At 42.6% G+C, this 26,193-nt stretch carries 18 protein-coding genes, 4 tRNA genes and 1 riboswitch; of the genes, 4 read left to right on the top strand and 18 right to left on the bottom strand.

Features of this window, described 5'->3' with window-relative positions:
* The first annotated feature begins 10 nt into the window (after positions 1–10).
* Together LI288_RS12575 and LI288_RS12570 are read left to right on the top strand one after the other, a co-directional pair.
* A complete protein-coding gene (locus tag LI288_RS12575; protein ID WP_022431614.1) occupies positions 11–1,147 on the top strand; it encodes an ABC transporter permease in 1,137 nt (378 codons plus the stop codon).
* On the top strand, positions 1,134–2,285 hold the full coding sequence (locus LI288_RS12570) for an ABC transporter permease (RefSeq protein WP_227090706.1): 1,152 nt from the start codon (positions 1,134–1,136) through the stop codon (positions 2,283–2,285). The genes LI288_RS12575 and LI288_RS12570 overlap by 14 nt, the downstream gene beginning before the upstream one ends.
* A 66-nt stretch (positions 2,286–2,351) precedes the next feature.
* On the opposite strand, the gene LI288_RS12565 is transcribed toward LI288_RS12570, so the two are convergent.
* The 3 genes from LI288_RS12565 to LI288_RS12555 all read right to left on the bottom strand — a co-directional run bounded on the left by LI288_RS12565 (position 2,352) and on the right by LI288_RS12555 (position 4,287).
* On the bottom strand, positions 2,352–3,224 hold the full coding sequence (locus LI288_RS12565; protein ID WP_227090704.1) for a DUF4097 family beta strand repeat-containing protein: 873 nt from the start codon (positions 3,222–3,224) through the stop codon (positions 2,352–2,354).
* A 104-nt stretch (positions 3,225–3,328) separates the two neighbouring features.
* Positions 3,329–3,973, bottom strand: a complete 645-nt coding sequence (locus LI288_RS12560; protein WP_227090702.1) for a DUF1700 domain-containing protein — start codon at positions 3,971–3,973, stop codon at positions 3,329–3,331.
* Complete coding sequence (locus tag LI288_RS12555) at positions 3,970–4,287, bottom strand: PadR family transcriptional regulator (protein WP_022431610.1); 318 nt, start codon at positions 4,285–4,287, stop codon at positions 3,970–3,972. The genes LI288_RS12560 and LI288_RS12555 overlap by 4 nt, the downstream gene beginning before the upstream one ends.
* Before the next feature lie 423 nt (positions 4,288–4,710).
* Here LI288_RS12555 and LI288_RS12550 point away from each other — a divergent pair.
* A tRNA-Gly gene (locus LI288_RS12550) sits at positions 4,711–4,781 on the top strand.
* Positions 4,782–4,799: 18 nt separating this feature from the next.
* On the opposite strand, the gene LI288_RS12545 is transcribed toward LI288_RS12550, so the two are convergent.
* The 12 genes from LI288_RS12545 to LI288_RS12490 form a co-directional block, all read right to left on the bottom strand.
* Positions 4,800–6,335: an extracellular solute-binding protein gene (locus LI288_RS12545; protein WP_227090700.1), complete on the bottom strand. Its 1,536-nt coding sequence runs from the start codon at positions 6,333–6,335 to the stop codon at positions 4,800–4,802.
* Positions 6,328–7,137: an ABC transporter permease gene (locus LI288_RS12540; protein WP_227090698.1), complete on the bottom strand. Its 810-nt coding sequence runs from the start codon at positions 7,135–7,137 to the stop codon at positions 6,328–6,330. Before LI288_RS12540 ends, LI288_RS12545 begins: the two co-directional genes overlap by 8 nt.
* A gap of 157 nt (positions 7,138–7,294) precedes the next feature.
* Positions 7,295–8,083, bottom strand: a complete 789-nt coding sequence (locus LI288_RS12535) for an ABC transporter permease (protein ID WP_022431607.1) — start codon at positions 8,081–8,083, stop codon at positions 7,295–7,297.
* Positions 8,084–8,102: 19 nt separating this feature from the next.
* Complete coding sequence (potA, locus tag LI288_RS12530) at positions 8,103–9,545, bottom strand: polyamine ABC transporter ATP-binding protein (protein ID WP_227090696.1); 1,443 nt, start codon at positions 9,543–9,545, stop codon at positions 8,103–8,105.
* A 213-nt stretch (positions 9,546–9,758) separates the two neighbouring features.
* Positions 9,759–9,830: transfer RNA gene (locus LI288_RS12525), tRNA-Gly, on the bottom strand.
* 471 nt (positions 9,831–10,301) lie between these two features.
* Positions 10,302–10,373: transfer RNA gene (locus tag LI288_RS12520), tRNA-Gly, on the bottom strand.
* 110 nt (positions 10,374–10,483) lie between these two features.
* Entirely contained in the window at positions 10,484–11,737 is a 1,254-nt protein-coding gene (locus tag LI288_RS12515) for a metallophosphoesterase family protein (protein WP_227090694.1), read from the bottom strand.
* Between the two features lie 304 nt (positions 11,738–12,041).
* Positions 12,042–12,113, bottom strand: a tRNA-Gly gene (locus LI288_RS12510).
* Positions 12,114–12,372: 259 nt separating this feature from the next.
* The gene (locus LI288_RS12505; protein ID WP_227090692.1) at positions 12,373–18,594 is read right to left on the bottom strand and encodes a pectinesterase family protein; all 6,222 of its coding nucleotides are present in this window, start codon (positions 18,592–18,594) and stop codon (positions 12,373–12,375) included.
* Between the two features lie 118 nt (positions 18,595–18,712).
* Positions 18,713–19,561, bottom strand: coding sequence for a MerR family transcriptional regulator (locus LI288_RS12500; RefSeq protein ID WP_022431147.1), 849 nt, complete (start codon positions 19,559–19,561; stop codon positions 18,713–18,715).
* Entirely contained in the window at positions 19,562–21,343 is a 1,782-nt protein-coding gene (pepF, locus tag LI288_RS12495) for an oligoendopeptidase F (RefSeq protein WP_227090690.1), read from the bottom strand.
* 25 nt (positions 21,344–21,368) lie between these two features.
* Positions 21,369–22,250: a DegV family protein gene (locus LI288_RS12490; RefSeq protein ID WP_022431149.1), complete on the bottom strand. Its 882-nt coding sequence runs from the start codon at positions 22,248–22,250 to the stop codon at positions 21,369–21,371.
* A gap of 113 nt (positions 22,251–22,363) precedes the next feature.
* Here LI288_RS12490 and LI288_RS12485 point away from each other — a divergent pair, with 113 nt between their 5' ends.
* Positions 22,364–23,224 (top strand): GNAT family N-acetyltransferase, encoded by an 861-nt coding sequence (locus LI288_RS12485; RefSeq protein WP_227090688.1) that lies wholly within the window; start codon positions 22,364–22,366, stop codon positions 23,222–23,224.
* Here the strand turns inward: LI288_RS12485 and dapB are convergent.
* From dapB to LI288_RS12470, 3 genes are all read right to left on the bottom strand, one after another.
* Positions 23,205–23,969 carry a 4-hydroxy-tetrahydrodipicolinate reductase gene (gene dapB / locus LI288_RS12480; protein WP_227090685.1) on the bottom strand — a complete coding sequence of 255 codons (765 nt, stop codon included), beginning with the start codon at positions 23,967–23,969 and terminating at the stop codon, positions 23,205–23,207. The two genes, LI288_RS12485 and dapB, sit on opposite strands and share 20 nt — an antisense overlap.
* A 13-nt stretch (positions 23,970–23,982) precedes the next feature.
* Positions 23,983–24,873, bottom strand: coding sequence for a 4-hydroxy-tetrahydrodipicolinate synthase (gene dapA, locus LI288_RS12475; protein WP_227090683.1), 891 nt, complete (start codon positions 24,871–24,873; stop codon positions 23,983–23,985).
* A gap of 96 nt (positions 24,874–24,969) precedes the next feature.
* A riboswitch (Lysine riboswitch) is annotated at positions 24,970–25,141 on the bottom strand.
* Between the two features lie 98 nt (positions 25,142–25,239).
* Positions 25,240–25,887: a single-stranded DNA-binding protein gene (locus tag LI288_RS12470; protein ID WP_227090681.1), complete on the bottom strand. Its 648-nt coding sequence runs from the start codon at positions 25,885–25,887 to the stop codon at positions 25,240–25,242.
* Positions 25,888–26,193: the final 306 nt, after the last annotated feature.

The raw sequence follows: 26,193 nt of genomic DNA, 5'->3' as shown, positions 1-26,193 counted from the left end.
GAGGTTTATAATGTTTTTACGATTGTTTTTATACAGGCTGAAAAGTATATTTCTTCAAAAAGACCTGACCTTTTGGACATTGGCTTTTCCACTTATCTTAGGCACATTCTTTTACCTGGGCTTTGGCAGGCTTCTAAACGGCACGGAGCTGGAATTAAACACAATTCCTGCCGCTGTCGTGACGGTTCATGAAAATACTGCCTTTGAAACGGTCTTAAAAGAAGTTGAAAAATCAGACGGAAAAGCCTTATTTGATTTGACCTTTACCGATGAAGACACTGCCATCGCAATGTTAAAGGAAAATAAAGCCACCGGCATTTTTTATGTTGATGCCACACCGCACCTGACCGTTGCAGAAAACGGCATGGAACAGACCCTGATGCAGTCTTTTTTATCCCAATACTGCACCCAGAGCAGTGTATTTGAAAAAATTGCCGCAGAACACCCGGAAAAGCTGGCCGATTCCATTGATTTTTTATCCAAACGCCACTCCTACGGCAGTGAAATTTCTCTGGCAGATGCTTCCTACGACCCGTATATGCAGTATTTTTATGCTTTGATTGCGATGTGCTGTCTGATGAGTGTATCTTCCGGTGTAGAATGTATCGGCACTGCCCTTGCCAACTTATCGAGCCTTGGCATGCGCCGTGAATGTGCACCGACACGCAAGTCCGTCATGATTTTAAGTGACCTCGCTGCCGCTTTTGTGCTTCAGTCCGTCGGTGTTTTTTTACTGTTTTTCTATCTGACTGTGATTTTAAAGCTGGATTTCGGAAACCGCTTAGGTCTTTCCTTTGCCACAGCACTTATGGGTACGCTTTTTTCCCTTGCCGCCGGTGTTTTTATCGGAATCGCCTTTAAATGCAGTATGCACATTAAAATGGGCATTGCCCTTGTATTTATGATGGTCAACTCATTTTTTGCCGGACTTATGGCGGCAACCATGAAAGATTGGATAGAACATATCTGCCCGCTGTTTAACCGCATAAATCCGGCGGCACTGATTTCAGACAGTCTGTACGCATTAAATATGTATCCTTCCCTGACCCGCTTTGCGCGCAATATGGGCATACTGGCTGTCATGACACTGGTGCTGTGCTTTATTTCCGGTCTGATATTAAGGAGGTCTGATTATGCAAGTCTTTAAAGCTTTTTATAAATCACTGCGCAGACAGATTACTTCGGTACTGCTGTATGTTATTGCTTTTGCCGCTATCAGTGTGATTATGGCAAATACCATGTCTGAAAATACCGACACTCTTTTTACCGCAAAAAGGCTGACGGTTGCCGTGTTCGACCATGACAATACAGATGAAAGCCGCGTGCTGTATAATTACCTTGACCGAACACAGAACCTCACTTCCATAAAAGACGACAACGAAGCGATTGCTGATGAATTATTTTTCAGAAATGTAGATTATGTGCTGATTATCCCTGACGGCTTTTCTGAAAATCCGGATTCACTTAAAAATGTGAAACAACAAAACAGCAGTTATGCTTACTTTTTGGATAACAGCATTAACACCTTCCTCAATGTATTTTTTAATTTCAGAAATACCGGATATTCCTGCGATGAAGCCGCGCGGCTCACCGATGACTGTATCGGTTCTGTAGAGGAAGCAACACTGCTTTCCGATACCCGGCAGGACGATGTGCAGATTACCGTTCAAAATATTGAACGCTATTTTCACTATCTTCCGTACATTTTTATTGCTACTGTCATTACAAGCCTTGGCGGACTGCTGCTGATTTTCCGTGAAAAAAATGTCAACTACCGGATACGGTGCAGTGCCGTATCCGCCGTCCACTACAATACGGCGCTTGCCCTTGCCTGCCTGACATACAGCATTTTATTATGGCTTGTTTTTATGGTGCTGGCTTTGACGGTCTGTGGAAAAGGGCTGCTGTCGGTACGGGGACTGATGCTGGTTATCAACAGTTTTGTATTCCTGCTGGTTTCTGTCGGCATTACCTACCTTATCAGCTTTTTGGCTTACAATCCGAACATTTTAAATATGTGGTCTAATGTTATCGGGCTGTGCATGTCATTTTTATGCGGTGTTTTTATTCCAATGGAATTCTTAGGAAAAAATGTCATAAAGGCGGCACACTTTCTTCCTGCCTACTGGTATATCCGCACCGATGAGCTTTGTACACAGTATACAGGAACTTCCGGTGAGTTAAAGACCTATACCATGTATCTGGGAATCCAGCTTTTGTTTGCCTTTGCGGCATTTAGCGCAGCACTGGTCATTTCCCGTTATAAAAAAGATTCTGTATTATAAATCACAAAAAGGCAGATAAGAAACCACTTTTACGGATTTCTTATCTGCCTTTTTTATTTGCATTTTTTAATTTGCAAATTCCAGCCGTACCGAGCCGTTATTGCTGACTGCATACAGGTTCGTATCTGCCTGTGTATTTTGTGCGGTATAAGGATTTAACACTTTATTGTCATTGACATAGACACTGCCGTTGTCGGTGTGTGCTTCCACGCGGTACGCACTTTCCGGCTTTGGCGCCGTTACCTGTATTTTACCGTTATTGGTTTTACAGGTCACCGTTCCCTCCCATGCTCCGGCAAGCTCTACATTGCCGTTATTGCTTGAAAAAAGGCTCTCGCCCTTAAATTCTGCATTTACCGTTATTTTACCGTTACTGCAATGCACCTGCGCATTTTTCTCGCAAATCATCTGCATCAGTTCAATTTTGCCATTGTCCGACTGTACATTAAGATTCTGTGTCGTAAACAGAGCATCGGCTGTCACTTTTCCGTTTGACGTATCAATTTTTACCGTATCAAGGGCTGCTTTTTCCGGCACATAGACCGTCACTACATTTTCCCGGTTTTCAAACAACGCGGCAAAACCGAAGTCTAAAATCCAAAATCCTCCGCTTGTTTTTTCCTCTATGCGGATTTTCCCATTGTCAACCGTAACCTGTGGTGTGCTGTGTGTATCCTCATAGGTCACGCTGTAACCGAAGGTATCATCCTGTGACGGCTTTATTTCAACTTTGGCATCATCCGCTTCAATCTCAATGTCTTTGATTTGTGAAATGCCATAGCGCTCATCAGAATAAGCACTGCCTTCCAGTTCAATACCGCGTCTTGAAATAAAAACACCGCTCTTTGCACCCGCAAAAACGCCCGATACAAAACAAATCAATCCCGCGCCGATACACACGGCGGCTGTTATTCCTGTAATCTTTATCCATTTTTTCATCTTCTTCTCCATTCCGCAGGCATTTTAATGCACAAGGAACCGCGGACTGAATTTATTCAGTTCTGCGATAAATTCAGAATTGTGACGCCTGCGGCACAATTCTGTTATGCGAAAATCTTTGGTTTATGGATTTTCGCATTTCTCCATTCTTTATTAGAAATCCACATCACAAACCTTTTAATTCCTATAACGCATCCATATGTCAGCAGCGCCGCAAGCAGTCCCAGTCCTACGCTCACCAGTCCCGCACCAATCAGCATAACCGCTGTCGGTATATGTAAAAACACAGTAACAAGTGCTGTTCCCACGGTAAATAATCCGGCAGCTACCATGACCACCGCCGCAAATCCCAATGACAGCACCACTGCCGCAACGGTAATCACCACCGCAAACAGCACACAGACTGCCGCCAGTAAAAGACTTGCCCAGATTGGGGAAGTAATCACCGCCAATGTAATGCCTGCCGCCGTATGCTTTTTCTTTTCGTCTGTCTGTCCGTTATAACTTCCAAAGCCCGGATTCTGTCCGGAACCTGCCGCACCTGCAAATCCGTTTTCCGCGGCAGCATCTGCCGCCGCCCTTTTTGCAAGCTGTTCGGGTGCGCCCAGCTCCTGCATTACTTTTTCCGCATTTTCTACACCGGCATCATCAAAATATTCCCGGTAATATTCCATGATATTTTCTGCTTCCTGCGGCGGAATACCATGCAGGTTATTCTGTAAAATATCTAAATATTCTTCTCTCGTCATTGCTTTTCCTCTCCTGTCAATATTCTGTCAATATTGGATTTGTATGCAATCCACTCTTTCCTGTACATTGCAAGCTGCTCTCTGCCCTTGTCCGTAATCTGATAATACCGTCTGTTTCTTCCTGCAAACGGCTGGTCATAGGTGACAAGATATGCTTCCTTTTGCAGTCTGCGCAGTACCGGATATAACGTGGATTCTGAAATATCCACAACCTCTTTAACATTCTGCGTCAGGATGTATCCATACATATCTTCCCGCTCCAGAACAGACAGAACACAGGCATCCAGCAGTGCCGAACCAATCTGAAAAATCATTTCTGTCTCCGTTTCTTTTTATTATTTTGTTGCATGATATTATATGTCATATAATATCTTTTTATTTATATTATTACACCGCACGTTATCTGTCAAGTCTTTTTCCAGTAACCTCCTATTGCTCAAATGTTACAAAATTGTTACAATTCATTTGTAATCAGCTGATACAAATAAACGAAAAACAAGGAGGCAATAATTTTATGTGTTTTAACTTTAATAGCTGTTCCGAGTTATTTAGCGTAATTTGCAAGTTTTTTTACTTCGGTTGCTAATATCCGCCGTAGGCGAAGTTTCATAAAGTAAAAATCCGGCAGACGCCGGTTGAAAGGTCTGATATTTCAGCCTGCCAACCGGTTTTCTGCCGGATTTTTTAATTGAATTTCAACTTGAATTTTAAAGTCAATGTGCTATAATGATTTCCATGCAGATATGGTTCATCGGTAGAACGCCGGCTTCCCAAGCCGGAAAGGCGGGTTCGATTCCCGTTATCTGCTTTTTTCATGCAATCATTTTTATTTTATGTATACTTTCTTTTTAAAATGCTTTCTTACCGCAAGTACAATCAATCCCGCAATGACAAGTCCTGTTACAATCCATGCCCATACCGGTACATTTTCAATATTATAACAACGCACGTTAATCCACATCTGATTAATGCGCGCATTTTCCTCGGTGTCAAAATAACTCATGACTGCACTGCGCTCTATCATCTCCTCGGTTGGATACTGCGCGGATAACTGGCGGTGTGTCTGTTCTGCCGGAACCGTCAGCATATACTTTTTATCTTCCGTATCACCGGAAAAGAAATAACCGAGCGGATAGGTCACGGTATCTTCCCCTCCGTCTTCTGCGCCGTAATTCCATTTAATATAGTCATAGACCACCGGACTGTCCCCGCCGGAAATCACGGACGTATATCCGATATAATCCATATTGCGGACTGCATTTTCAGGCTTTGAAAGGAAATTGATAAACCCTTCTGCCGCCTGCTTTTTCTCTTCGCTGTCTTTAATGCCGTTCTTTAACATGCACCAGCCGTCAAAATACAGATTCGTGCTTTCTCTTGGCACTGCAAAATCCAGATAAAAATCATCTTTTTCTGCCTGATCCATCGTATACACGGCATCGCCCGACCACTGATAGCCCGCTACCACTTTTCCTGTAATCATATCGGCTTTTGCACTGTCCGTTTCAAAAGAGTAGGCATTGTCTTTAACTGCCTGCAAATACTCCTGAATCTGCTCAATCGTTTCTTCAGATGTATCATTCATTTCTGCCGACAGACGTTCTTTATAATCTGCGGCATTTAAAAAGGAAGACGACAACAGCTTATCCGACTTTATCGCACCGACCGCCGCAAACATTGAATCCCTGACATTATCCTTAATCGTAATCTGCCGTTTAAACTTGTCATTTGAAATAATTTTCCACGTAGAAGCTTCCTCTTCTGTGACTTCCTCCGGATTGTATACAATCCCTGTAATGCCCCACATATACCCGGCGGCGTAACGGCTCCATGCCTCCCCGTTAATCGTATTTTCATCAAAGGTACTGCGGATAAACGGTGAAACGCCGCGTGTGTAATAATTTTCTGTTACATTTTTATCAAAGAACTGCTCCGAAAACGGTTCCAGCCAGCCCTCAGCCATCAGCTTCATAATCATGTATTCCGACGGACATATCAAATCATACTCATCGCCGAGTGTCAGCATATTATATAATTCTTCATTTGTTCCGACGGTGCTATATTCGACCACAACTTTTTTACCGTAAATCTGATAATACCAGTCTTCAAAATCCTTTACAATAGAATTTTCACCCTTCATTTCACCGCTGTCCAATTCTATCGCTTCGTCCCAGTCCCCGGTATCAATGTATTCTTCCCAGTTACACACACGCAGGATGATAGTATCCGAATCCGATGCCATTGCCGCCTGCTCACTGTTTTTTAAAGAAAAAATATCAACTGCCCCCACTGCTGTTGCGATGCCTGCCAGCAGTACAATGGAAATTATGACGGACAACAGCCGCTTATACCGTTTACTCATCAATTTCAGTCTCCTCTCCTGCTGCCTTCTTTGCCGGTGCCAGATTTAATACAAGTTCAACCACAACAACGACCAAAAAGATAATCGTAGACAGCGCCCACAGTGCCGTCTTAATCTCTGTCTGTGAACCCTTTGTCGCATTTACTACATAAGTACTAATCGTATCAAAGGTTGCCGGTTTCGTATAAGTTGCAACAAAATAATCATCCAGTGAAAGTGTGATTGCCATGACAAACCCTGATAAAATTCCCGATGCAATTTCCGGAATAATCACTTTGACCAGCGCATAAAACGGTGTTGCCCCCAAATCGAGCGCCGCTTCGTAAATGCTCGGGTCCATCTGCTTTAACTTCGGCACTACCGCCAGATAAACAAACGGCGCACTCAAAACCACATGTCCCAGTACCAGTGGAATATATGTATCCTTGCTCACACCGAACACAACCACGAGCAGAATACACATTGAAAATCCGGTTACAACATCTGCATTGACAACCGGCACCTGATTGAGCGCACTCATTGCCATTTTCACTCTTTTTTTAGAATAAAATGCACCAATTGCACCCGATGTACCAAGAATCGTTGCAATCAAACCACTGCCCACCGCTAAAATCACTGAGCCTAAAATCATGTTTAACAGCTCCGGTGTCGTAAAAAGTGTCACATAATTATGCACGGAAAAAGACCGGAACGGTCCGATATTGGCAGCATCCGTAAAGCTGTAGACTGCCAGAATCAGAATCGGTGCATACATAAATAATAAAACCAGACCAATCCATCCGTATCTGAATCCTTTTTTCATTATAATAATCTCCATTCCGCAGGCATTTTAATGCCGGAGGAATCGCGAGCCAAATCTTATTTGGCTCTGCGATAAAAAGCGACTTTGTGACGCCTGCGGCACAAAGTGCTAACATCAAGCTATGCTTGACGTGAAGAATCTTAGATTTAAGGATTCTTCACACTAATCCCCTGCCTGTATTTTCCGTATCATTTCCCTCGGATACGACCGCCACGATACCGATAATAAATAACAGTATCAGGGCAATCATTGAGCCGTTGTGCCAGTCGTATGCGCTGAAATAGCTGCCAATCAGACTGCCCATGATGTACGTGCTGTTATAGAGCATATCCAGCACAACATAGTTCGTCATCGCCGGTAAAAACACCATGGAAACCCCGCTGACAATTCCAGGAATTGACAGCGGAAAAATAACCTTTATAAATGTCTGAAATGAATCTGCACCCAGATCGCCCGCCGCTTCTATCAGCGAAGAGTCCAGTCTTGAAAGCGTTGTATACAGCGGCAGAATCATAAACGGCAGAAAATCATACGTCATTCCGATAACCGTATTTAAAAACGGGTGAAATGCCAAATTTCCTTCTATTAAAGAAAGGATTTCTTTTAATGCCGTAATACGCAGTGTAAAGTTAATCCACATCGGCAGCACAAAAAGCATCAGAATAACACCCTTTCTTTTTAATGCACTGCCCGCTAAAATATACGCCACCGGATAGGCAATCACCAGACAGACCAGTGTCACCGTTACCGCCAGTACAATACTGTAACATAACGTCCCCATTGTATTGGGGTCGACAAAGAAATTTTTCAAATTATTTAATGTAAACTGTCCTGAGCCGTTGGTAAAGGCATAATAAAACAGCACAATCAAAGGCGCAGCCACAAAAAATGCAAGGAACACGCCATACGGAATCCCCATCTGTCTGCGCGAAAACACGTTTTTCATATTCTACTCCATTCCGTTTCTACTTCTTCAACTGAAATTTCATCTTGTCTTCCGGCATGACTAAGCTGACCTTATCGTTCATATTCCACAGATATTCGTCATCTACAATAAGGTCATATCCGTATTCGGTACGCACAACGTAGCTGTAGTGATCGCCCTTGTAAATCAGGTTGATAATCTCTCCCGATACAAGACCGGCTTCTGCCTCATCGCTCATCTCAATGTCGTCCGGCTGAATGGATACCTGTACTTTTAACTTGGAAATATCCACCGTTTCTCCGTTTTCATCAATCAGCGCATTGTCCTTCATCTTCGACTTCGGTACAACTTTTGTCAAATCACAGCGGATAACCTTTCCGTTAAAATCTAATGTATAGTCGCTGTTTATTGTTGTTACAAAGCTGGTTGTATGGTCCTCGGCAAGCATGACATGAATACCGTCCGGCTCTAAACAGATACCGACTTCATCACCGACCGCATAACACTTTGTGGTACGGATAATAATTTCGTACTTTCCGGATTCCACCGCCACTTCATAATGCATCCCCTTAAAAATAACCGAAGTTACAACACCTGCAACCGTTCCGTCCTGCGGCGCCGTAATAATAACGTCTTCCGGTCTGACAACGACATCAACCAGTGTTCCTTCCGGCACATCATCCATTCCGGTAAATTCCCCGCCGCAGAAACGCACCTTCATATGTCCTGTCATAATACCTTTGAAAATGTTACTCTCTCCGATAAAATCGGCTACAAACGCATTTTTCGGTTCATTGTAAATGTCCTCCGGCGTACCAATCTGCTGGATTTTTCCCTCCGAAAGCACCACAATTTTATCCGACATCGTAAGCGCTTCTTCCTGGTCGTGCGTTACATAGATAAATGTAATGCCAAGCTGGTCGTGCATATTTTTTAATTCAAGCTGCATTTCCTTACGCATTTTTAAATCCAGTGCGCCTAACGGTTCATCTAACATCAGAATTTCCGGCTCGTTGACAAGCGCTCTCGCAATCGCAATACGCTGCTGCTGTCCGCCGGAAAGTGTTGCAATCTTTCTGTCTTCAAAGCCTTCCAAATCCACCATTGCCAGAACGTGCTTGACTTTTTTGCGGATTTCTTCTTTCGGTAACTTTTTGAGTTTTAATCCAAATGCAATATTTTCATAGATATTCATATGCGGAAACAGGGCATACCGCTGAAATACCGTGTTAATCGGTCTTTTGTTTGCAGGTAGATGTGCAATGTCCCTGCCATCTAATAAAATTTCTCCGCTTGATGGCAGTTCAAATCCGGCTATCATTCTGAGTGTCGTTGTTTTTCCGCACCCTGACGGTCCTAAAAATGTTACAAATTCTCCCCGCTTTACTTCAAGATTAAAATCATCCACTGCCTTAAAACCATTATCACTGTAAACCTTGGTAATATGTTTTAGTTCAATGATATTTTCTGCTTTTTCTGCCATTCTTCTTTTCCCTTTCGCCTCTTTATGTCAATTCAATTACCGCTGAAATTTGCCTATCTTTTTAATAACAAAAAAAGTGCCACAAATCAAGCATTTTTGATGATTTATGGCACAAAATATTAAAGATAACCGGATTCCCGAAATTTCCATACAAAAAGCCGGTACACAAATCGTTGATACGACTTAAATACCGGCTTCCCTGAAAATAAAAAGAGCGCGAGACGGGGATCGAACCCGCGACCCCCTCCTTGGCAAGGAGGTGCTCCACCACTGAGCCACTCGCGCATAAAATATTCAACTGACAAGATTGAATTATATAGGAATCTCCTTTAAATGTCAAGCATTATTTTTGACTTTTTGTTGATTTTTTTCAATAAAATTTTATTATGAAAATTTTGGTAGCAATTTATTTACTTTCCATTCATAATCTGTTCAAAAGTTTATCGCATTTTCGACACATTTATCTATTATTATAAATACTGTGATGAGGCAGTAAGCTTTTTTACAATTTTCATAAACCAAAACCAACCAAAAACCAAATGAGAGCAGATGTAAATATTTCGCGCATTTACATCTGCTCTTATTTTTGTTTTATAAGTGAAACTGAACCGGACACTCTTGGTCTTTTCTGTATCCTTCCCACTTCCAGGGCGGATTAGGGGCTTTCATCCATTCGTGACATGTGCCGTCAGGCACAACGACAACAACCGATGCCAAAGCTTTTCAGCTTTAACACCGGTTTTATCTTTTCTATAGAGCGCGAGACGGGGATCGAACCCGCGACCCCCTCCTTGGCAAGGAGGTGCTCCACCACTGAGCCACTCGCGCATATTTCCCTGCATCTGGTTGTCTTACGACTGCCGCAATGCAAGGAATAATATACACCATTTTTAATGTATTGTCAATAACTTTTTTTGATTTTTCTGTCAATTTTTCTGTCACTCAAATCTTAGCGGTGTAATATTATACCCGCTTTTCGAATCCACACTGATAAGAGTTGCACCCCGTTGTTCTTTCTGGTTCTCAATGCCCGGATAAGCAATGTAATCAATTGATTTACCGTAAACCAGTTCAATGCCCTCATAATAGATTCCAAAGTCATTCACATGGTCATGTCCGCAAAACATCGCCACCGTACTTTTTAATTCCAATGCCCTTGAAAAGATGCCGCTGTGCATCTGCGACACATCTATTGCCTCACGCTTTGTACCAAAGACCGGTGTACCGGTATCCCATGCCGTCTGATATTCCTGAAGCGGAATATGGAAAAACATCAGTGTTTTTGCATCTGCTCCATACTGTCCCTGCAACAGTCCAATCTGCTTTGCATACCACTCCACCTGGTCATCACGAATATAATCATACCCCAGACTGCCACCGTTTTTATCAAAAATGCGGTCGCCGGAATCCAGCATGACCAGTCCCATAACAAGATTTCCTTTTTTATTGCACAATTTAAAAATGCCGTTGGTGTAGCCGGAAAGCGTTTCATTTTTCGGATAAATGCGAAGTGTGCTGCTCTGCGCCAGCATGGCTGCGATTGTAGATGATGAAAACTGGTCAAAAAATGTATGATCATGATTTCCAAATGTCCATGTCCATGGAATCCCTATCGTATCCATCAGTTTACTGACAACATTTAATGCACGCATGCCGTCATTGGCATCGTATCCGTCCACACCAAAAATGACATCTCCCGTCAGCACGATAAAATCCGGTGTTGTGCGCTGTATCATTGTATACACGGTATCAATCGCCTGTATATCCTTTTTATAAGAACCTTCCGTTCCCGTAATATGAATATCCGTCAGCTGCAGAATGTTAAAATTGCGCGAATCGTCATTGCTGTTCATCTGATAACAGCCGTCTTTGCCCATCTTCATCTGAAGCCCGCGGTTTGGCACTTTCTCCAGTGTATCCAAAAAATGATACACATTGATATAATCACCGGTTGCATACTGCGTTTCATCGCTGTATTTCTGCGTAACAGCCGAAAGTGTCTGTTTTTCCTGCGTATCAGATTTATCGGTTTCTGCCGCAAACCACGCACCGGTATTTAACAATTTACCGGACGGTGTCGTAAAAACATACCAGCCTGCTGTCAGTGCCAGTGCAAGCAGTGATAAAAGTATCAGATTTTTATGCCGTTTTCCGGCTTTCTTTTTGTTTTTCTTAATCTGTTCCCGCTTCAACTACCCTTTCACCTCTTTTTTATTATTCACTGCTATTTATTTTATTCGAAACGCCTTAAAATTAAACTCTTATAAATCTTTAAATTTCTTAAGACTTTGTCTGCAATTGTTTATTGTAGCATACTGTGGAATAATTTTCAAAAAGGTGTCGTGACTTTTTATTTAACATCTTAAACCGGTCCGATAAACCGCCCTATCTGCAAAAGTACTTTCTAATGAATATGTATAAATATTTGGTTCATGAAAATCGGGAAATCGGATTGATGGAAGCCTGCAAACTACCGGCTTCCCTAAAAATAAAAAGAGCGCGAGACGGGGATCGAACCCGCGACCCCCTCCTTGGCAAGGAGGTGCTCCACCACTGAGCCACTCGCGCATAATACAAATATTAAATTTGCTGTTGCTTATAAACTCGCACCAACGAATATAAGTATATCTGATTTTAACTTCTGTGTCAATCTTTTTTTACAAATTTCTTGCAATTTTTCTGCAACATTCGTTACAAACGCCCCACCCATCATAAAATCAGCCTTTGCCTTTATTATCAAAAATCATCAAAAAACAGACCGCCGTGCGAATCCGGTAAAATAATTTCACCTTTCACACAGCGGTCATTATTTTTTATATCTTACTTTTTATTTTGCATGACGCTTTTTCGATGTAACTACCAGACCAAAGCATCCAAATGCTGCCAGTAACATGACTGTATACGGAAGTGTCTGCGCCATATCTGCTGTTTTTACATCGTCTGTATCTGTATTATGTGTCGTATCTGCTGACCGAACTATATCATAGCTGACAACAAAATCACTGAATCCCGTTGTTTCTATTACAATACCATTTGCAGATAACTGCACCGGCATGTTTTCTATTTCTCCGTTATCCTTCACATGATACACAACAAAACTGTCCTGTTCCCCTGTTCCGTCCGGATATGCAAGAAGAAAACGAATTGTTCCCTGTACCAATTCTGCCGTATTTCCTGTCATATCTGTCAGACCGATGTGGTAATAAGCGTTATTTGCCTTTAATGCCATAGCCTGACTTTCCAATTTATTTTTGATTGCAAACTGCTGTTCATTCTCTGTCACAGTTGTCAAAATAAGCTTTATTTGGTCGGCTGTAAGCACAGTTCCATCCACAGTCTTTACAACCGCATCAGGACCGATTGTTGCCGCTGCCACACCTTCAACTGTAATATCTACATACGCGGCTTCCGGTTTTGTTGACTCTGCCGGTGTCGTTGGCTGTTCCGGTGTCGTCGGCTCTGCCGGTGTTGTCGGCTGTTCCGGTGTTGTTGGCTGCTCCGGTGTCGTCGGCTCTGACGGTGTCGTCGGCTGCTCCGGTTCGCTTGGCTCACTCGGTGTCGTCGGCTGCTCCGGTTCGCTTGGCTCACTCGGTGTCGTCGGCTGCTCCGGTTCGCTTGGCTGTTCCGGTTCTGCTGTGACTTCCCTGCCGTCTACGATAAGCTTTACATCAGAGAATGTTACATCGGCATTTCTTGCCACATACATACCCACATAGACATAATCGGAATCAATCGTTGTCAGTTTGAAATCAAATCCGCCCGTAACGGTTGCTTCCTGACCGAATGTGCAGGCATATCCGTCTGCATTGCTTTCAATCTTTAAGTCTACGGTATCTCCATTTGTAATCGCATTTTCACAAGTTCCGCCCTGTGTCAGCACACCGCTCTTTCTTGCAAAGCAGTTCCATGCGCCGCTCTTTAACTTTAACGGTCCTGCCGCTACATAATCACCCAGTGCATTGGTTGTATTTGTATCAAGATACATATCATCTCTTGCCATTAAACCAAAGGATACCTGGTCATTGTTGTCAAAAGAATTAATGGTTGCTTTTGCTGTCAGTGTAAAACTGCTTGCTGCCGGTACTTTGTAATAATACATGGCAATACCGTCTGCCGTGCTTCCAATCTTACCCTTATTTTTTCTGACTGCAATGTGGATATTGCCGTTTGCATCTGTTTCCAGTGTATGGTTATCCGTTGACGGATTGCCACCGACATTTCCAAATACAGAACCGCTCCAGATACCTGCTTTCTTCCAAAGTGTACTCTCACCCGTTACCGGTGTATAATCCGCTTCCTTATAATCCGAATTCGGCTTTAAGACTTCGCTCTTTACCGGCGCTTCTGCGGATAAAATGTGGTCTGCAATGCCTGCCACATTTAACTTCTTGATTTCCTGTGTCAGCATATATGCATTGTAACGCGCACCGTAAATGTTGGTGTGTGTATTATCCACGCTTGCGGCACTGGATGATGTCCATGAATGTAAATTTACGGTTTCATCTGCGCCGAGTGAATCATACAGATTCTTTGTCAGTGTTGTCATATCCACTACAGGAACATTGACATCACTGCCTAATTTTCTGACGGCTTCTGCGTAGTCGCCGCCCGCATAAGTCTTTCCTTCGCTGACAGTATCGGCTGTAACGTGCAGATTTGATCTGCTCCATTCACCGTTTGCGGTTCTTCTGACAATCGGTGTGCATAAAATTACTGTTACACCCTTTTCCTGTGCAGGTTTTACATAATTTTCATATAATGAATTTGCAAAAGAGCCTTCTGCCGTATAATCGCCGTTCGGGTCTGTATATCTGCCGTCTTCTGCCTTTTCATCATTGTGTCCGAAGCCTACCAGCAGATAATCTCCGCCTGTCATGCCTTCCAACAATGTCTTATAGTTGTCTTCTGACGTAAAGCTCTTTGAGCTTCTGCCTGAAAGTGCAAGGTTTTCAACCTTTAATGTGCTGTCAAAATAGTTGGATAACTGTGTACCCCAGCCGTATCTCGGATAGTAGTATGCATCTGTAAAGCTGCATACGGTTGAATCGCCGACTACCCATACAGTTGCCTGTTCTTCTGACGGTGTATCCGGCTCTGACGGTTTACTCAATTCCTCGTGCTTTTCACCAATTTCGGTAATCAATGTCTGTCCATATTTTGTCCAATACTCTGATACTTTTGTGTAATTACCGTCTGCATTTTTGATATATGCTTTTAATTCATTTTTACCATTTACAGTAAATGTCTGTTGTCCATCCGGATTGTTTCCTGCAACCTGACTTGGCATCTTAACGGCTGGCGAAATCGTTAAATCCATATTCTGTAACTGCTGTGCAATCATTGCAGAAGTCAGGAAACCTCCCAGCTTATTGCTGTGTGTCTTATCTCCCTGTGCCATTACCTGTGTACCGTATTCAGATACCCCATTTGATGCTGCCGTATCGTTGGCATAAGCCGTTTCATACATTGTCTTTGTCAACTCAAACGCATCCATAAGCAGTACATTCTGTTCTTCTGCCAGCTGTTTTACCGCTGTTACATATGCGTTGTTCTCTGTAACAAGCGTTCCCGTTGTTGTATCTGTTGAATCATGGTGCGCCTTAATTGTACCGTCTGCCGTATAATAAAGTCTTGAAACCGGTGTTACAAGAACAGGTTTTGCACCTGCTGCCTTTGCCACTTCAATATACTGCTGTAAGTACCATTTATATGTTCCACCGCAGTCATACGAATAAAATGTATCACCGTATTTATCTGTAAGTGTTGACGGTGTTGCCACTTTTGTTCCTGCGGTTGTCGGATAAATACCGTTTTCATCCGGTGTCCCTAACGGCACATAGCGGTCTTCTAAATAACCGGACTGGTTTGAACAGTCATTATGTCCAAACTGAATAAACAGATAATCTCCCGCTTTAATATTTTCTGCAATCTTATCCAGTGAACCTTCGTTAATAAAGTTTCTGCTGCTTCGTCCGCCATTGGCATAGTTGACAACCTTGACCTTTGAATCATCAAAGAAACTCTGCAAATATTCGCCCCATGAACCTTCTGCCTGTGCCTTGCCGGACATATACATTCCGTTTGCAGAATAATCCTTTACCGTAGAATCTCCTGCAAGGAAAATATTAACGCCCTTTCCCAGTTCAATATCCGAACCTGTAGAAGACGGGTCTTCGTAACCTTCTCTTACAAATGCTTCTACTTTATATTCTGCTGCTTCACCAGTTGTTCCACTGATAGTCTGCGGAATAACAACAACCTTAATATGTTTGCCTTCTGCTTCTGACGGAATGGTAAAACTCTTATCTGCATTTGCCGTAGAGCTGCAGCTAAGTGTTTCTGTTCCGTCATCTGCAACGATATACCAGCGGATAACCGAAGCATCACTGGCATCATTTACTTCGCCTAAAGAATAGCCAACTGTGAGTTTGTGTCCCGGATATGGCGCATTAATATCACCGTTATCCACAACATAAGGAACCCTTGTAAATGCAACGCCGTCTGCTTCCTTTGTGTATGCCTTTGGTGTCCAGCCGTTAAAATAAGCTGCTATATCAACTGCATTTGCTGTATCCTCAGACATAATTCCTGTTACACGGGCAGATAAATCCACTTCCGTACCGTCCGTGCGTGTTGTATTAAATTCATTATATTTTGCATTTTCCGGCTTTTTACCGCTCATCTCCGTCCAGCCGTCTGCAACGATAAAGTCACCTGCAAGCTTTGTATTTAAAAATGTCACATGTGCATCAGCGCCCCACGGTCTGCCGAAGTATCCCGGTGTCACCGTTAATTCATCATTTGCTGTAATAACACAATTTCTGAACAGATAACCGTTTTTTGTATCAGATGTCGGTTTGTGTGCTGTAATATATCCGCCGACTGAATTGGTACTGTATCCGTACCATTTTAATTCGCAGCCGTCAAATACACAGTCACCGTCACCGAAAATATAATCCGTATTTCCTTCAATACGGCAGTTCTTAAAATACAGACTGGTTGCGGAATTTCCTGTATACAATGTATCCTGGCTTCCTAAAAATGCGCAGTTTGTAAATTCCACTTTATCTGCTTCCACTGCCATCGCTGTTGCACGCTCTGTTGCTGCCTTGGAAGCTACATCTGTACCATATTTTCTCTGTGGAAGTCCTGTATCCGCCGCCGGTGTTACACCGTCTTCAATTTCTTCGTCTGTCAGATACCGGTTAAATGAATTTTCAAACACAATGCCGTCTGCGCTAAATCCGGTTGCCGTATTTTTTACGTAAACAGCACAGCCCCACTTCGATGCAGTTGACTTTGCATACTGGTCATACGCATTTTCCACATTATAATATCCTGTGCCGTCTGCACTGTAATATTCATAACCGATTCCGTAATACCATGTCATCAGAACCTCTTTGTCTGAATCATTAACAAGGGACAAATATGGTGTTGTAATGATAACCTGTTCACGGTAAGTTCCCGGTGCAATATGAATCGTAATGCGTTCTTCCTCCGAAGACGGATTCATTGCTGCTGCTGCCGCAACTGCCTCTTTTACCGTATTATAATTATATTCTGCCTTGTCTTCATAACCCACATATAAATCCGGCACACGTGTCATTGGTTCTGCCGCTGCTGTCGATACAAATAAAATATCTTTCTTTACCGCAGCACCGTTTACAACTACATGAGTCGTTGTGCGGTATCCGTCTGCTGCTGCACTGACTGCATAAGCACCGTTTCTCAATGATATTTCATAGCCATCATTTGTTACCGTTCCTGCATACACATAGTTGTCATCTACGTTGGTAAATGTAAGTTCTGTTACATTTGTTCCAGCCTCTAATCCTGTAAATTCACCATTTACCGCATAAACTGCCTTTGCCGCTACAATAATATCCTCTGTATGATTCTGATTGTCATTTACTGTTTTTCCGGAAATGATTTCATAGTCATTTACTCCCTGTAAAGAAGCTGTATATTCTACATCCGGTTCAAGAACTGCCGTAAATGAAAAATCTTCTGCAATCTTTAATTCAACGGCATCTGCCATTGCACCTTCTGCCGGTTCCATTGTCACTTTTAATTTTGATATATCATAGCCTTCTGTAAAACCACTGATTTTTCCGGTATATGTATAGACACTCTTTGTTTCAACTTTCAGACTGACATTCTCCTTACCGGTCAATACCTCTGATATATCTGTCGTTACAACCTTTGTATCATTGGTGAAACCGATGCCGGTTACACCTGAAAGCACTGCAGTGTATTCTTCTCCTGCCGCCAGTGAAACACTGTAGGAATTTCCGTTCAACTTGGCCTGCGTTGCTGTATTTGTACGTTTATTCATAAACAGTAACTGACATCCTGAAATATCCTCTCCATTTAATTCAATCGTACCACTTACTGTTACAGCCGGTATTCTCATCACTCTGTTATAAATTGGTTTACCAGCAGCTGCTGTAGTATAAATTTTATAGGAACCGCTATACTGGGCAATAAATTCATATTTTGTTCCTACATTTGTAAAACTTTCCGTATCCTTCTGTGTTCCACCTTCTCCAAGATAGGTAAATACAAGTTCGCCTGTGACAGCGTTGCTTGATGCCATATACACTACAATCTTATCCCCGGCTTCTACATTGGCAATCGTTATATTTCTTCTGCCTTCACCACCTGTACCGTTGCAGTAATACATCCCACCTGCGGTATATCCATCTGCATAAGCCGTTTTCGCAAGTGCATTGGTTCCATAATTTTTGCTGCTCGTTGAAAACAGGCGGTCATTCACTGTATGTGTCAATGTCAAATCGCCAAATACTGTTGTGCCTTCCGCAAATTTTCCGGCACTGCTGACATTTTCGCACTGTTCCCAGTCCTGTGCGCTGATATGGTTGTTGTACAGTTGTGTGTCACTTTCCTGTACAGCACCAAAGTCCCAGACGTCAATTTTTCTGGCTGTTGCGGCAAAAACCCCGGTAAATGCCGATGTTTCAATGCCTGTTACAAATAACAGCATTGCACATAAAAAACAGCTCAAACGTTTCTTTGTCTTTTTCCCCATAACTCCTCCATTCCGGTTTTTAACCATAATAAAAATCCGACAGAAAAGCCCAGTCCTTTTCTGTCGGATTTTATTATAAAGTCTGACCTCGTGTCAGAGTCAATATTTTTTGTTCAATTTATACAATATTTTGTTCTACATCAGATACAATAGGAACACTCATTAACAGATACATGACCGGTTTCCCATTTTCAACCGCCTTACTGACAATCACACCTATAATATCTCCATTAATACACATATGATGTTCTTTCATATATTGCAGATGTCTGCCAATCATCAGCTGTTTTAATGTTTCCTCCTCATAACCTGACAATTCCTCCAACGTTGCCGGAATTTTTACAATTCCCATAATTGACGGTTTCTGGCGATAGCGCACTGTATACTCATTTTCAGTCATACTATACTTTTCCATGTGCATATCTTTTACCGACCAGCCATTACAAATTGTAAATCTGCCCTGCTCCAATTCTTTTTGTGGAATCAGATAAATGTGCTGCACCTCCGGAGATTGATATAAAAATTCTTCAATTTTCTTTAACCGGCCTGCTTCCTGCAAAAGCTTTCCGCCTTCCTTATATAATACATAAATCTGCTCCACACAGTCTTTTTCATAGACATCTATCATCTGCGCCGCTTTTTGCATCAGCAGAACATCATCTTTAATACGATGCCGCACATAAGTCATATAAGCAATTTCCTTATCCATTTGCTGCATACGTTCCTGATATGCTGCTATTTCTTCCTGTATAGTATAACTTTGCATTTCAAGAAGTTTTTCATGCGGAAATCCATATTTACGCAGCAGCCTTATATTCGTTATGTCAAACACACCATCTTCATCATAATAACGGTATCCGCTGTCTTCGTTCCGTACTGCATGAATATATCCCTGATTTTCATACCGCCGTACTGTGTTGGTAGAAATATTCAACAGTTTTGCCAGCTCGCCAATTTTATATTTCAATTAATCCCACTCCTCTAACAGTTTCCCAAAGACATCGAGCGCTTCCTGAATTACCTGCGGACTTTCCATATCAATGCCGCACAGCTTTAAAAGGTCAATCGGGTGCATACTGCATCCGCCCGATAAGAACTGCTTGTATCCTTTCAGTGTCTTTTCATCGCCCTTAAAAATCTTGGAAGCAATCGCAATCGCCGCCGAATAGCCGGTTGCATACTGATAAACATAAAACGGTGTGTAAAAATGCGGGATTCTGGACCACTCCAGCGCAATCTCGTCATCAATCACCATATCTTCACCAAAATATTCTTCATTGAGCTTCCTATAGACATCGCATAATGCCTGTGCGCTCAGCACCTCGCCGTCTTCTGCCATTTTGTGCGTTATCATTTCAAATTCAGCAAACATCGTCTGACGGAACAGCGTTCCCTTAAACTGTTCAAAATAGTGGTTCATCAGATATTTCTTTTCCGATAAATCCGTGCAGTTTTTCAGAAGATACTGCATTAACAGGGCTTCATTGCACGTAGAAGCGACCTCTGCCACAAAAATGCGGTAGCCCGCATACGGATACGGCTGGTTTGCATTGGAATAATAGGTATGCATGGCATGACCCATTTCATGCACCAGCGTAAATACGTCATTTAACGTATCCGTGTAGTTTAAGAACACATAAGGGTGTACGCCATATGTGCCCCATGAAAATGCACCGGTGCGTTTGCCTGTATTTTCATAGACATCAACCCAGCCGCTTTCAAAGCCTTCCTTCACCTTGGATAAATATTCCTCACCCAGCGGTGCTAGCGCCTTTAAGGCAATGTCTTTTGCTTCTTCATACGGTATCTTCATCGTAATATCCGATACCATTGGTGCATAAATATCATAAAAATGCAGTTCGTCCACGCCTAATACCTGCTTGCGCAGTGACACATAGGCATGCATTTTATCCAGATTTTTATGAACCGTTTCAATGAGGTTGTGATAAACCTTTTCCGGAATAAATGAACCGCTTAAATACATTTGCAGCGTGGAGTCATACTTTCTTGCCTTTGCATAAAAGCACGCCTGCTTGACATTGGCATAGTATGTTGCTGCAAGTGTATTTTTATAATTTCCATACTGGCGGTAAAGTGCCTTAAATGCATTTTCACGGACACTACGGTCGTTGCTTTCCATAAAGACACTGTATCTGCCGTTGGTTAATTCAACTTCATTACCGTCCTCATCCAAAATCGTGCCAAACTTCACATCGGCATTGTTAAACTTTGAAAAAATCTCATTCGGTGAAGCCGTCACCTGCCCTGCCATTGCAAGCAGGCGTTCCTCTTTTTCGGAAAGGGCATGTTCTTTTTTCTCAAGTATATCCTCCAGTGCATGACGGTAAAGTGCGATTGTATCCGAGTTCAGATATTCCTGCATCTTCTTTTGATCAATTGCTAAAATTTCCGGTGTTAAAAATGCATATTTTTCAGACAGCTTCGTGACAGCCGCCTGCGCCCTGCCGGACATTTCCTGATACACAGCATTGGCAGTATCCTCGTAATATTTCATAAATGCATACACGTATACATGCTCCACAAGCAGATCCGCTTCATCGGATTCCTTTAATGCCTGATACAGTATCAGGGCGGACTCTGCCAGTCTGCCCTGATAAACACATTTTTCTTTTGCCCTGCGGATACATTCGTTGTAATCGGCTTCCCATGCTTCGTCTGTCGCATAAATATCTTCGATTCTCCATTTATCCTGCTGTGCGATTTCACTTCTTTGCTTTGCCTTCTGCATATGCCTCTCCTGCCCTATCTTTTCATTACTTCGTGTCATCTTCCGGAATATAACAGGTCATCGCAATTGCCAGCGCACCCTGTCCGATATGACATGCCACGCTTAATGAAAGCGGATCCATGTGGAAATCAAACTGCGGATACGTTTCCTGTATCAGCTTTGCCCATTCTTCTGCTTCTTCGCGGTTGCCGGCATAAGCAGCTTCCATATGCACGCGGCCTTTTTCGGCACATTCCTTAAAACGTCCTTCCAAATCGTCCGCCATTGCCTTTAACATAATCTTCTTTGCTGAGTTCTTGCCTCTTGTCTTAGAAAATGCGTCCAGCTTCTCGCCCTGAATCTGCAATACAGGCTTTAAATTTAATACCGTTCCGATTGCCGCTGCCGCCGGTGTGATTCGTCCGCCCTTCTTTAAATATTTTAAAGTTTCCAGTGTAATGTAAATGCTTGACTGCATCTTTTCACGCTCCAGCACTTCCTTAATCTGTGCCGCAGAATAGCCCTTGGATACCAGTAACTTTGCATCTAACACAGACTGGCGCATGGTTACGGAAATGCGCTGGTTGTTGACAACCTGAACCTTACCGTCATAATCGTCAGAAAGCATAGCCGCCGTCTGGCATGTGCCGCTTAATCCGCTGGACATCGGTATGAAAACAATCTCATCATATTCTTTTAAGAGCTTGTCCCATTCGTCCTGTAACTCGCCTACGGACGGCTGTGAAGTCGAAATATCCGCATCATTTTTTAACTTTTCGTAAAATTCTTCCTGTGTCAGATTAATCCCTTCAAAATACTGCTGTCCGTCAATAAAAAACGGCATCGGAATCACGTATACCCCCAGTTCCTTTGCCTGCTCCTGTGTAATACCGCTGTTACTGTCTGTTAATACTGCTATTTTACCCATCTATATGCCTCATTTCTACTTTATCGCAAAAATCTTTTCCTTTATTGTACCTTATCTTTGAATTTGCTACAATATATTTTATAAAATTTTTATGTTAGATTGGAAGAATAACGATGAATCATACTGTTTTTCAGATTGACCCGGCTGACAGCCGTTTTACAGATACATTTGCACATTTTTTTACAGACTGCGGGGAATATGAACTTTTTTCGGACTGTGACACACCGTATTTTGCCGTATTTTCAGATATAGACCGCACGCATTGTACCGGACTGCTGACTTTTCTTATCAGTGAAAATGAATCCTTTACAGAAGCGGAGGTGGCAGCTTTCGTACTGCCGGACTATCGCAGACAGGGCATTTTTACCGCCCTTTGCGGGACGGCATACCACAAAATCAAAGCACAGTACCCGGATTGTGTGCTTACCGGCATTTTCCCTGATTTTTTAAAAAAATGTGCTTTATACGGCGGCACCGCCTACACCGAATATCTGATGATGCTGACGGCGGAAAATGCCTCCATGGCTGCTCCAGCTTTATGTACTGCAAATGGGGACATTCTGCCGGATTCTGCTGCCTGTTCAAACATACACTCCACGATAACCAGCTCACCTGCAAAAGATTTCAATTCCTGCAATGATAACTTTTTGTATGAAACCTGCTTTTCCGATGATGAACAGGATTTTCTGCTATACCGGGGAGAGGAAGACGAACCGTGTGCCGTATGTTCCCTTGATTATGAAAACGGCTTTACGAATCTGTACGGGGTCTATGTCGATGAAGACTGCCGGGGGCAGGGAATTGGCACACTGCTTCTTGCACACCTGATACCGGCTTATTTTAAAAATCACAATCTGCCGCTGATATTAAATGTCCGCAGCACCAATACGGCTGCTATGCAGCTTTACCGGCACTGCGGATTTGAAATTACAAGCTCTGTTGAATTTTCTTATTTTACTGCTTTGCCGCAATAACATCTCTCATGTCATAGTAGCCTGCCGGTTTTCCGGCAAGGAACTTGGCAGCTTCGATAGAGCCCTTTGCAAAGACAGACTTTGAATAAGCGGTATGCTTAAATTCAATGACCTCGTCCTCTCCTGCAAAGATGACTTCATGTTCTCCGACAATCGTACCGCCACGGACAGCGCTGATTCCGATTTCCTTCGGATTTCTTTGTGCGCGCTCGCCGCTTCTGTCAAACTTATAGAAATAGTCTGAACCTACCACTTCTTTGATAGAATCTGCCAGTGCCAGCGCTGTTCCACTCGGTGCATCCAGCTTCTTATTGTGGTGCTTTTCAACCAGTTCCACATCAAAGCCCGCATCACAGAATACTCTTGCAGCATCCTGGAGCAGCTTGAATAATGTATTGATACCCAGGGACATATTGGCTGACTTTAATACAGCAACCTTTTCAGACGCTTCTCGGATTTTTGTAAGCTGTGCTTCGCTTAAACCTGTTGTGCAGACAATCACCGGAAGCTTGCTTGCTGTGCAGTAATCAATCAGTGCATCCTCTGCCTTGGCTGATGAAAAATCAATGACTACGTCTGCATCAACGTCACATTTTTCAATAGATGAAAAAACCGGATAACTGTTGTGTCCGTCATCAAACGGATCCACTCCTGCTACGATTTCCACATCGGTATCTTCTTCTGCCAGCTTTGTAATGACCTGTCCCATGTGTCCGTTACAGCCGTGCATAATTACTCTTGTCATGTCCTGTTTCTCCTTATTTCTCTAAGATTCCGTACTGAATCATAGCATTTTTTAAACGTTCAAGGTTTGCATCTTCCATTTCACAAAGTGGCATACGCAGCGGTCCCATATCCCAGCCCTGAAGATTTAAGGCGTGTTTTACCGGTACAGGATTGACTTCACAGAATAATGCGTCTACCAGTTCGAGTGCATTAAACTGTAACTGTCTTGCTTCTTCAATCTTGCCTTCCGCAAACTTTGCGCAGATGTCATGTGTCTGCTGTGGTGCAACATTTGACAATACGGAAATAACACCCTTTGCGCCGATAGACATTAACGGTACAATCAGTCCGTCTTCTCCTGAATACATATCCAGACGGCCTTCTGCGAGTGCCATGGTCTTGCTCTCCTGTGCCATATTGCCTGTAGCGGCTTTAATGGCTACGATATTATCAACATCCTTTGCCAGTGTTGCTGCTGTTTCAGGCTGGATATTGCAGCCTGTACGTCCCGGCACATTGTACATGATAATCGGTAAATCTACAGACTTTGCTACGGTTGTATAATGCTTGATTAAACCTTTCTGTGTTGCCTTGTTGTAGTACGGTGTTACAACCAGACAGGCATCCACGCCTGCTTTCTGCGCTTCCTGTGAAAGATATACGGCTGTTTCCGTACAGTTAGAACCTGTTCCTGCAATGACAGGCACTCTTTTCTTTACATGGTCTGCCGCAAAACGAATGGTTTCGATATGTTCTTCATGCGTTAATGTAGAAGCTTCTCCTGTTGTTCCGCAAATTACAATGGCATCGGTAGAATTTTCAATCTGATAATCGATAAATTCTCCCAGTTTCTCATAGTTGACTTCTCCATTTGCTTTCATTGGTGTAATAATCGCTACACCAGCTCCGGTAAATACTGACATAACTCCTTCTTTCCGCTGATACCAGCCTCTCTTATTTTACAAAGGCAAAGCCGGCTCATGTCTGAAATGAACCGGCCCTAAAGAATTCAATATAGTTCTTTAAGTAGCCCTCCATCTAAAGATGACAGTCGCAAGACTCTTAATCTTACGCCCAGCAGAAGACCTCCAGTAATCTTCCACTTCGGCGTCATCCCCTTTCTTTTGGTTTCACCTGTGTCTGGCACATCTTACCAACGTACTGATGAATAACGCGACCTCTACTTCACTGACTGCCGCATTTTCTACGGCTCTGTTCGGTTTACAGGCTGCCCTGTAATTATATTGAATATATCACTTACTTATTATGATGTCAACTTCTATTCTGTTTCAGGCTTCATCTTCCTCAACCACATCAATTTTGCTGACGGAAACTTCATATGCCACACGCTTTTCAACCTGCTCCTCGCTGATTTTCTTCGTGTATTCACGGCTCTGGACCCTGCCCCATATCTGAAGGTGTCCACCGACTTCGATTGTAGAGGCATATCTCGCATTTCTGCCCCATGCAATGCACGGTATGTAATCGGACTTTCCATACGGACGGTTAACGGCGACAAGGATATCTGCTATTTCTCTACCAAGCGGTGTCTTTCTGTAGACCGGCGGCTTGCACACATAGCCATCAAGGAATATCTGATTGGTTCTTGCCTGTTCTTCCGGAATTTCTTCTTCTTCAATAAACTGCATTTCCCTTACAAAAATGGATAAAATGAGTTTATTTTTAACTCCTTCATGTCTGTTATAGGAACGGAACTGTCCGGATACCTCAATCTTCCTTCCCCTGTAATCCTTTGTCACATCGACAAGCCTTTCAGATATCATTAATGGGATGATATCTACCATATCGCTTAATCTGTTAACCGATACATTTACCAGATAAAAGCCCTCGCCAAACACTTCATGGCTGAATTCAAATTCTGAAACGACTTCTCCGATAATACTCACCCTGTTGTTTTCAATCACCTTATCAAGCATCTTAGTATTTCTCCCTTCTTAATACCGGTCATTTTCTTAAAACCGGTTTTGTGCTTTATTTTGTGTTCTTAATATGTATATGTATCGATATGGGGATATATTACAAAAAAAATGTGTTTTTTTTACGTACAAACCATAAAATTTTCTTATATTTACAAAACATCTCATAAAATTTTAAAAAAATACAATTTCCGACAACCCGCATAAAAACAGGGGTTGCGCTCGTGTTTCCCTTATGATACAATCAATTTTATAAGTTTACTCTTGTATTTTTCTAATATTGTGATAGAATATAAAAGTTGCTAA

Source organism: Lachnospira pectinoschiza, assembly GCF_020564355.1.
Taxonomy (GTDB): domain Bacteria; phylum Bacillota; class Clostridia; order Lachnospirales; family Lachnospiraceae; genus Lachnospira; species Lachnospira intestinalis.
This window is presented reverse-complemented; position numbering and strand designations above follow the sequence as displayed.

What these genes read in the sequence shown, in the direction of transcription:
- LI288_RS12490 (WP_022431149.1), bottom strand. Translation starts at nt 22,250, where the DNA reads ATGGGTAAAATAGCAGTATTAACAGACAGTAACAGCGGTATTACACAG.
- LI288_RS12535 (WP_022431607.1), bottom strand. Translation starts at nt 8,083, where the DNA reads ATGAAAAACGTGTTTTCGCGCAGACAGATGGGGATTCCGTATGGCGTG.
- potA (WP_227090696.1), bottom strand. Translation starts at nt 9,545, where the DNA reads ATGGCAGAAAAAGCAGAAAATATCATTGAACTAAAACATATTACCAAG.
- dapA (WP_227090683.1), bottom strand. Translation starts at nt 24,873, where the DNA reads ATGTCAGTATTTACCGGAGCTGGTGTAGCGATTATTACACCAATGAAA.
- LI288_RS12540 (WP_227090698.1), bottom strand. Translation starts at nt 7,137, where the DNA reads ATGAAAAAAGGATTCAGATACGGATGGATTGGTCTGGTTTTATTATTT.
- LI288_RS12470 (WP_227090681.1), bottom strand. Translation starts at nt 25,887, where the DNA reads ATGCTTGATAAGGTGATTGAAAACAACAGGGTGAGTATTATCGGAGAA.
- LI288_RS12570 (WP_227090706.1), top strand. Translation starts at nt 1,134, where the DNA reads ATGCAAGTCTTTAAAGCTTTTTATAAATCACTGCGCAGACAGATTACT.
- LI288_RS12545 (WP_227090700.1), bottom strand. Translation starts at nt 6,335, where the DNA reads ATGAGTAAACGGTATAAGCGGCTGTTGTCCGTCATAATTTCCATTGTA.
- LI288_RS12560 (WP_227090702.1), bottom strand. Translation starts at nt 3,973, where the DNA reads ATGACGAGAGAAGAATATTTAGATATTTTACAGAATAACCTGCATGGT.
- LI288_RS12565 (WP_227090704.1), bottom strand. Translation starts at nt 3,224, where the DNA reads ATGAAAAAATGGATAAAGATTACAGGAATAACAGCCGCCGTGTGTATC.
- LI288_RS12485 (WP_227090688.1), top strand. Translation starts at nt 22,364, where the DNA reads ATGAATCATACTGTTTTTCAGATTGACCCGGCTGACAGCCGTTTTACA.
- dapB (WP_227090685.1), bottom strand. Translation starts at nt 23,969, where the DNA reads ATGACAAGAGTAATTATGCACGGCTGTAACGGACACATGGGACAGGTC.
- LI288_RS12575 (WP_022431614.1), top strand. Translation starts at nt 11, where the DNA reads ATGTTTTTACGATTGTTTTTATACAGGCTGAAAAGTATATTTCTTCAA.
- LI288_RS12505 (WP_227090692.1), bottom strand. Translation starts at nt 18,594, where the DNA reads ATGGGGAAAAAGACAAAGAAACGTTTGAGCTGTTTTTTATGTGCAATG.
- LI288_RS12555 (WP_022431610.1), bottom strand. Translation starts at nt 4,287, where the DNA reads ATGATTTTTCAGATTGGTTCGGCACTGCTGGATGCCTGTGTTCTGTCT.
- pepF (WP_227090690.1), bottom strand. Translation starts at nt 21,343, where the DNA reads ATGCAGAAGGCAAAGCAAAGAAGTGAAATCGCACAGCAGGATAAATGG.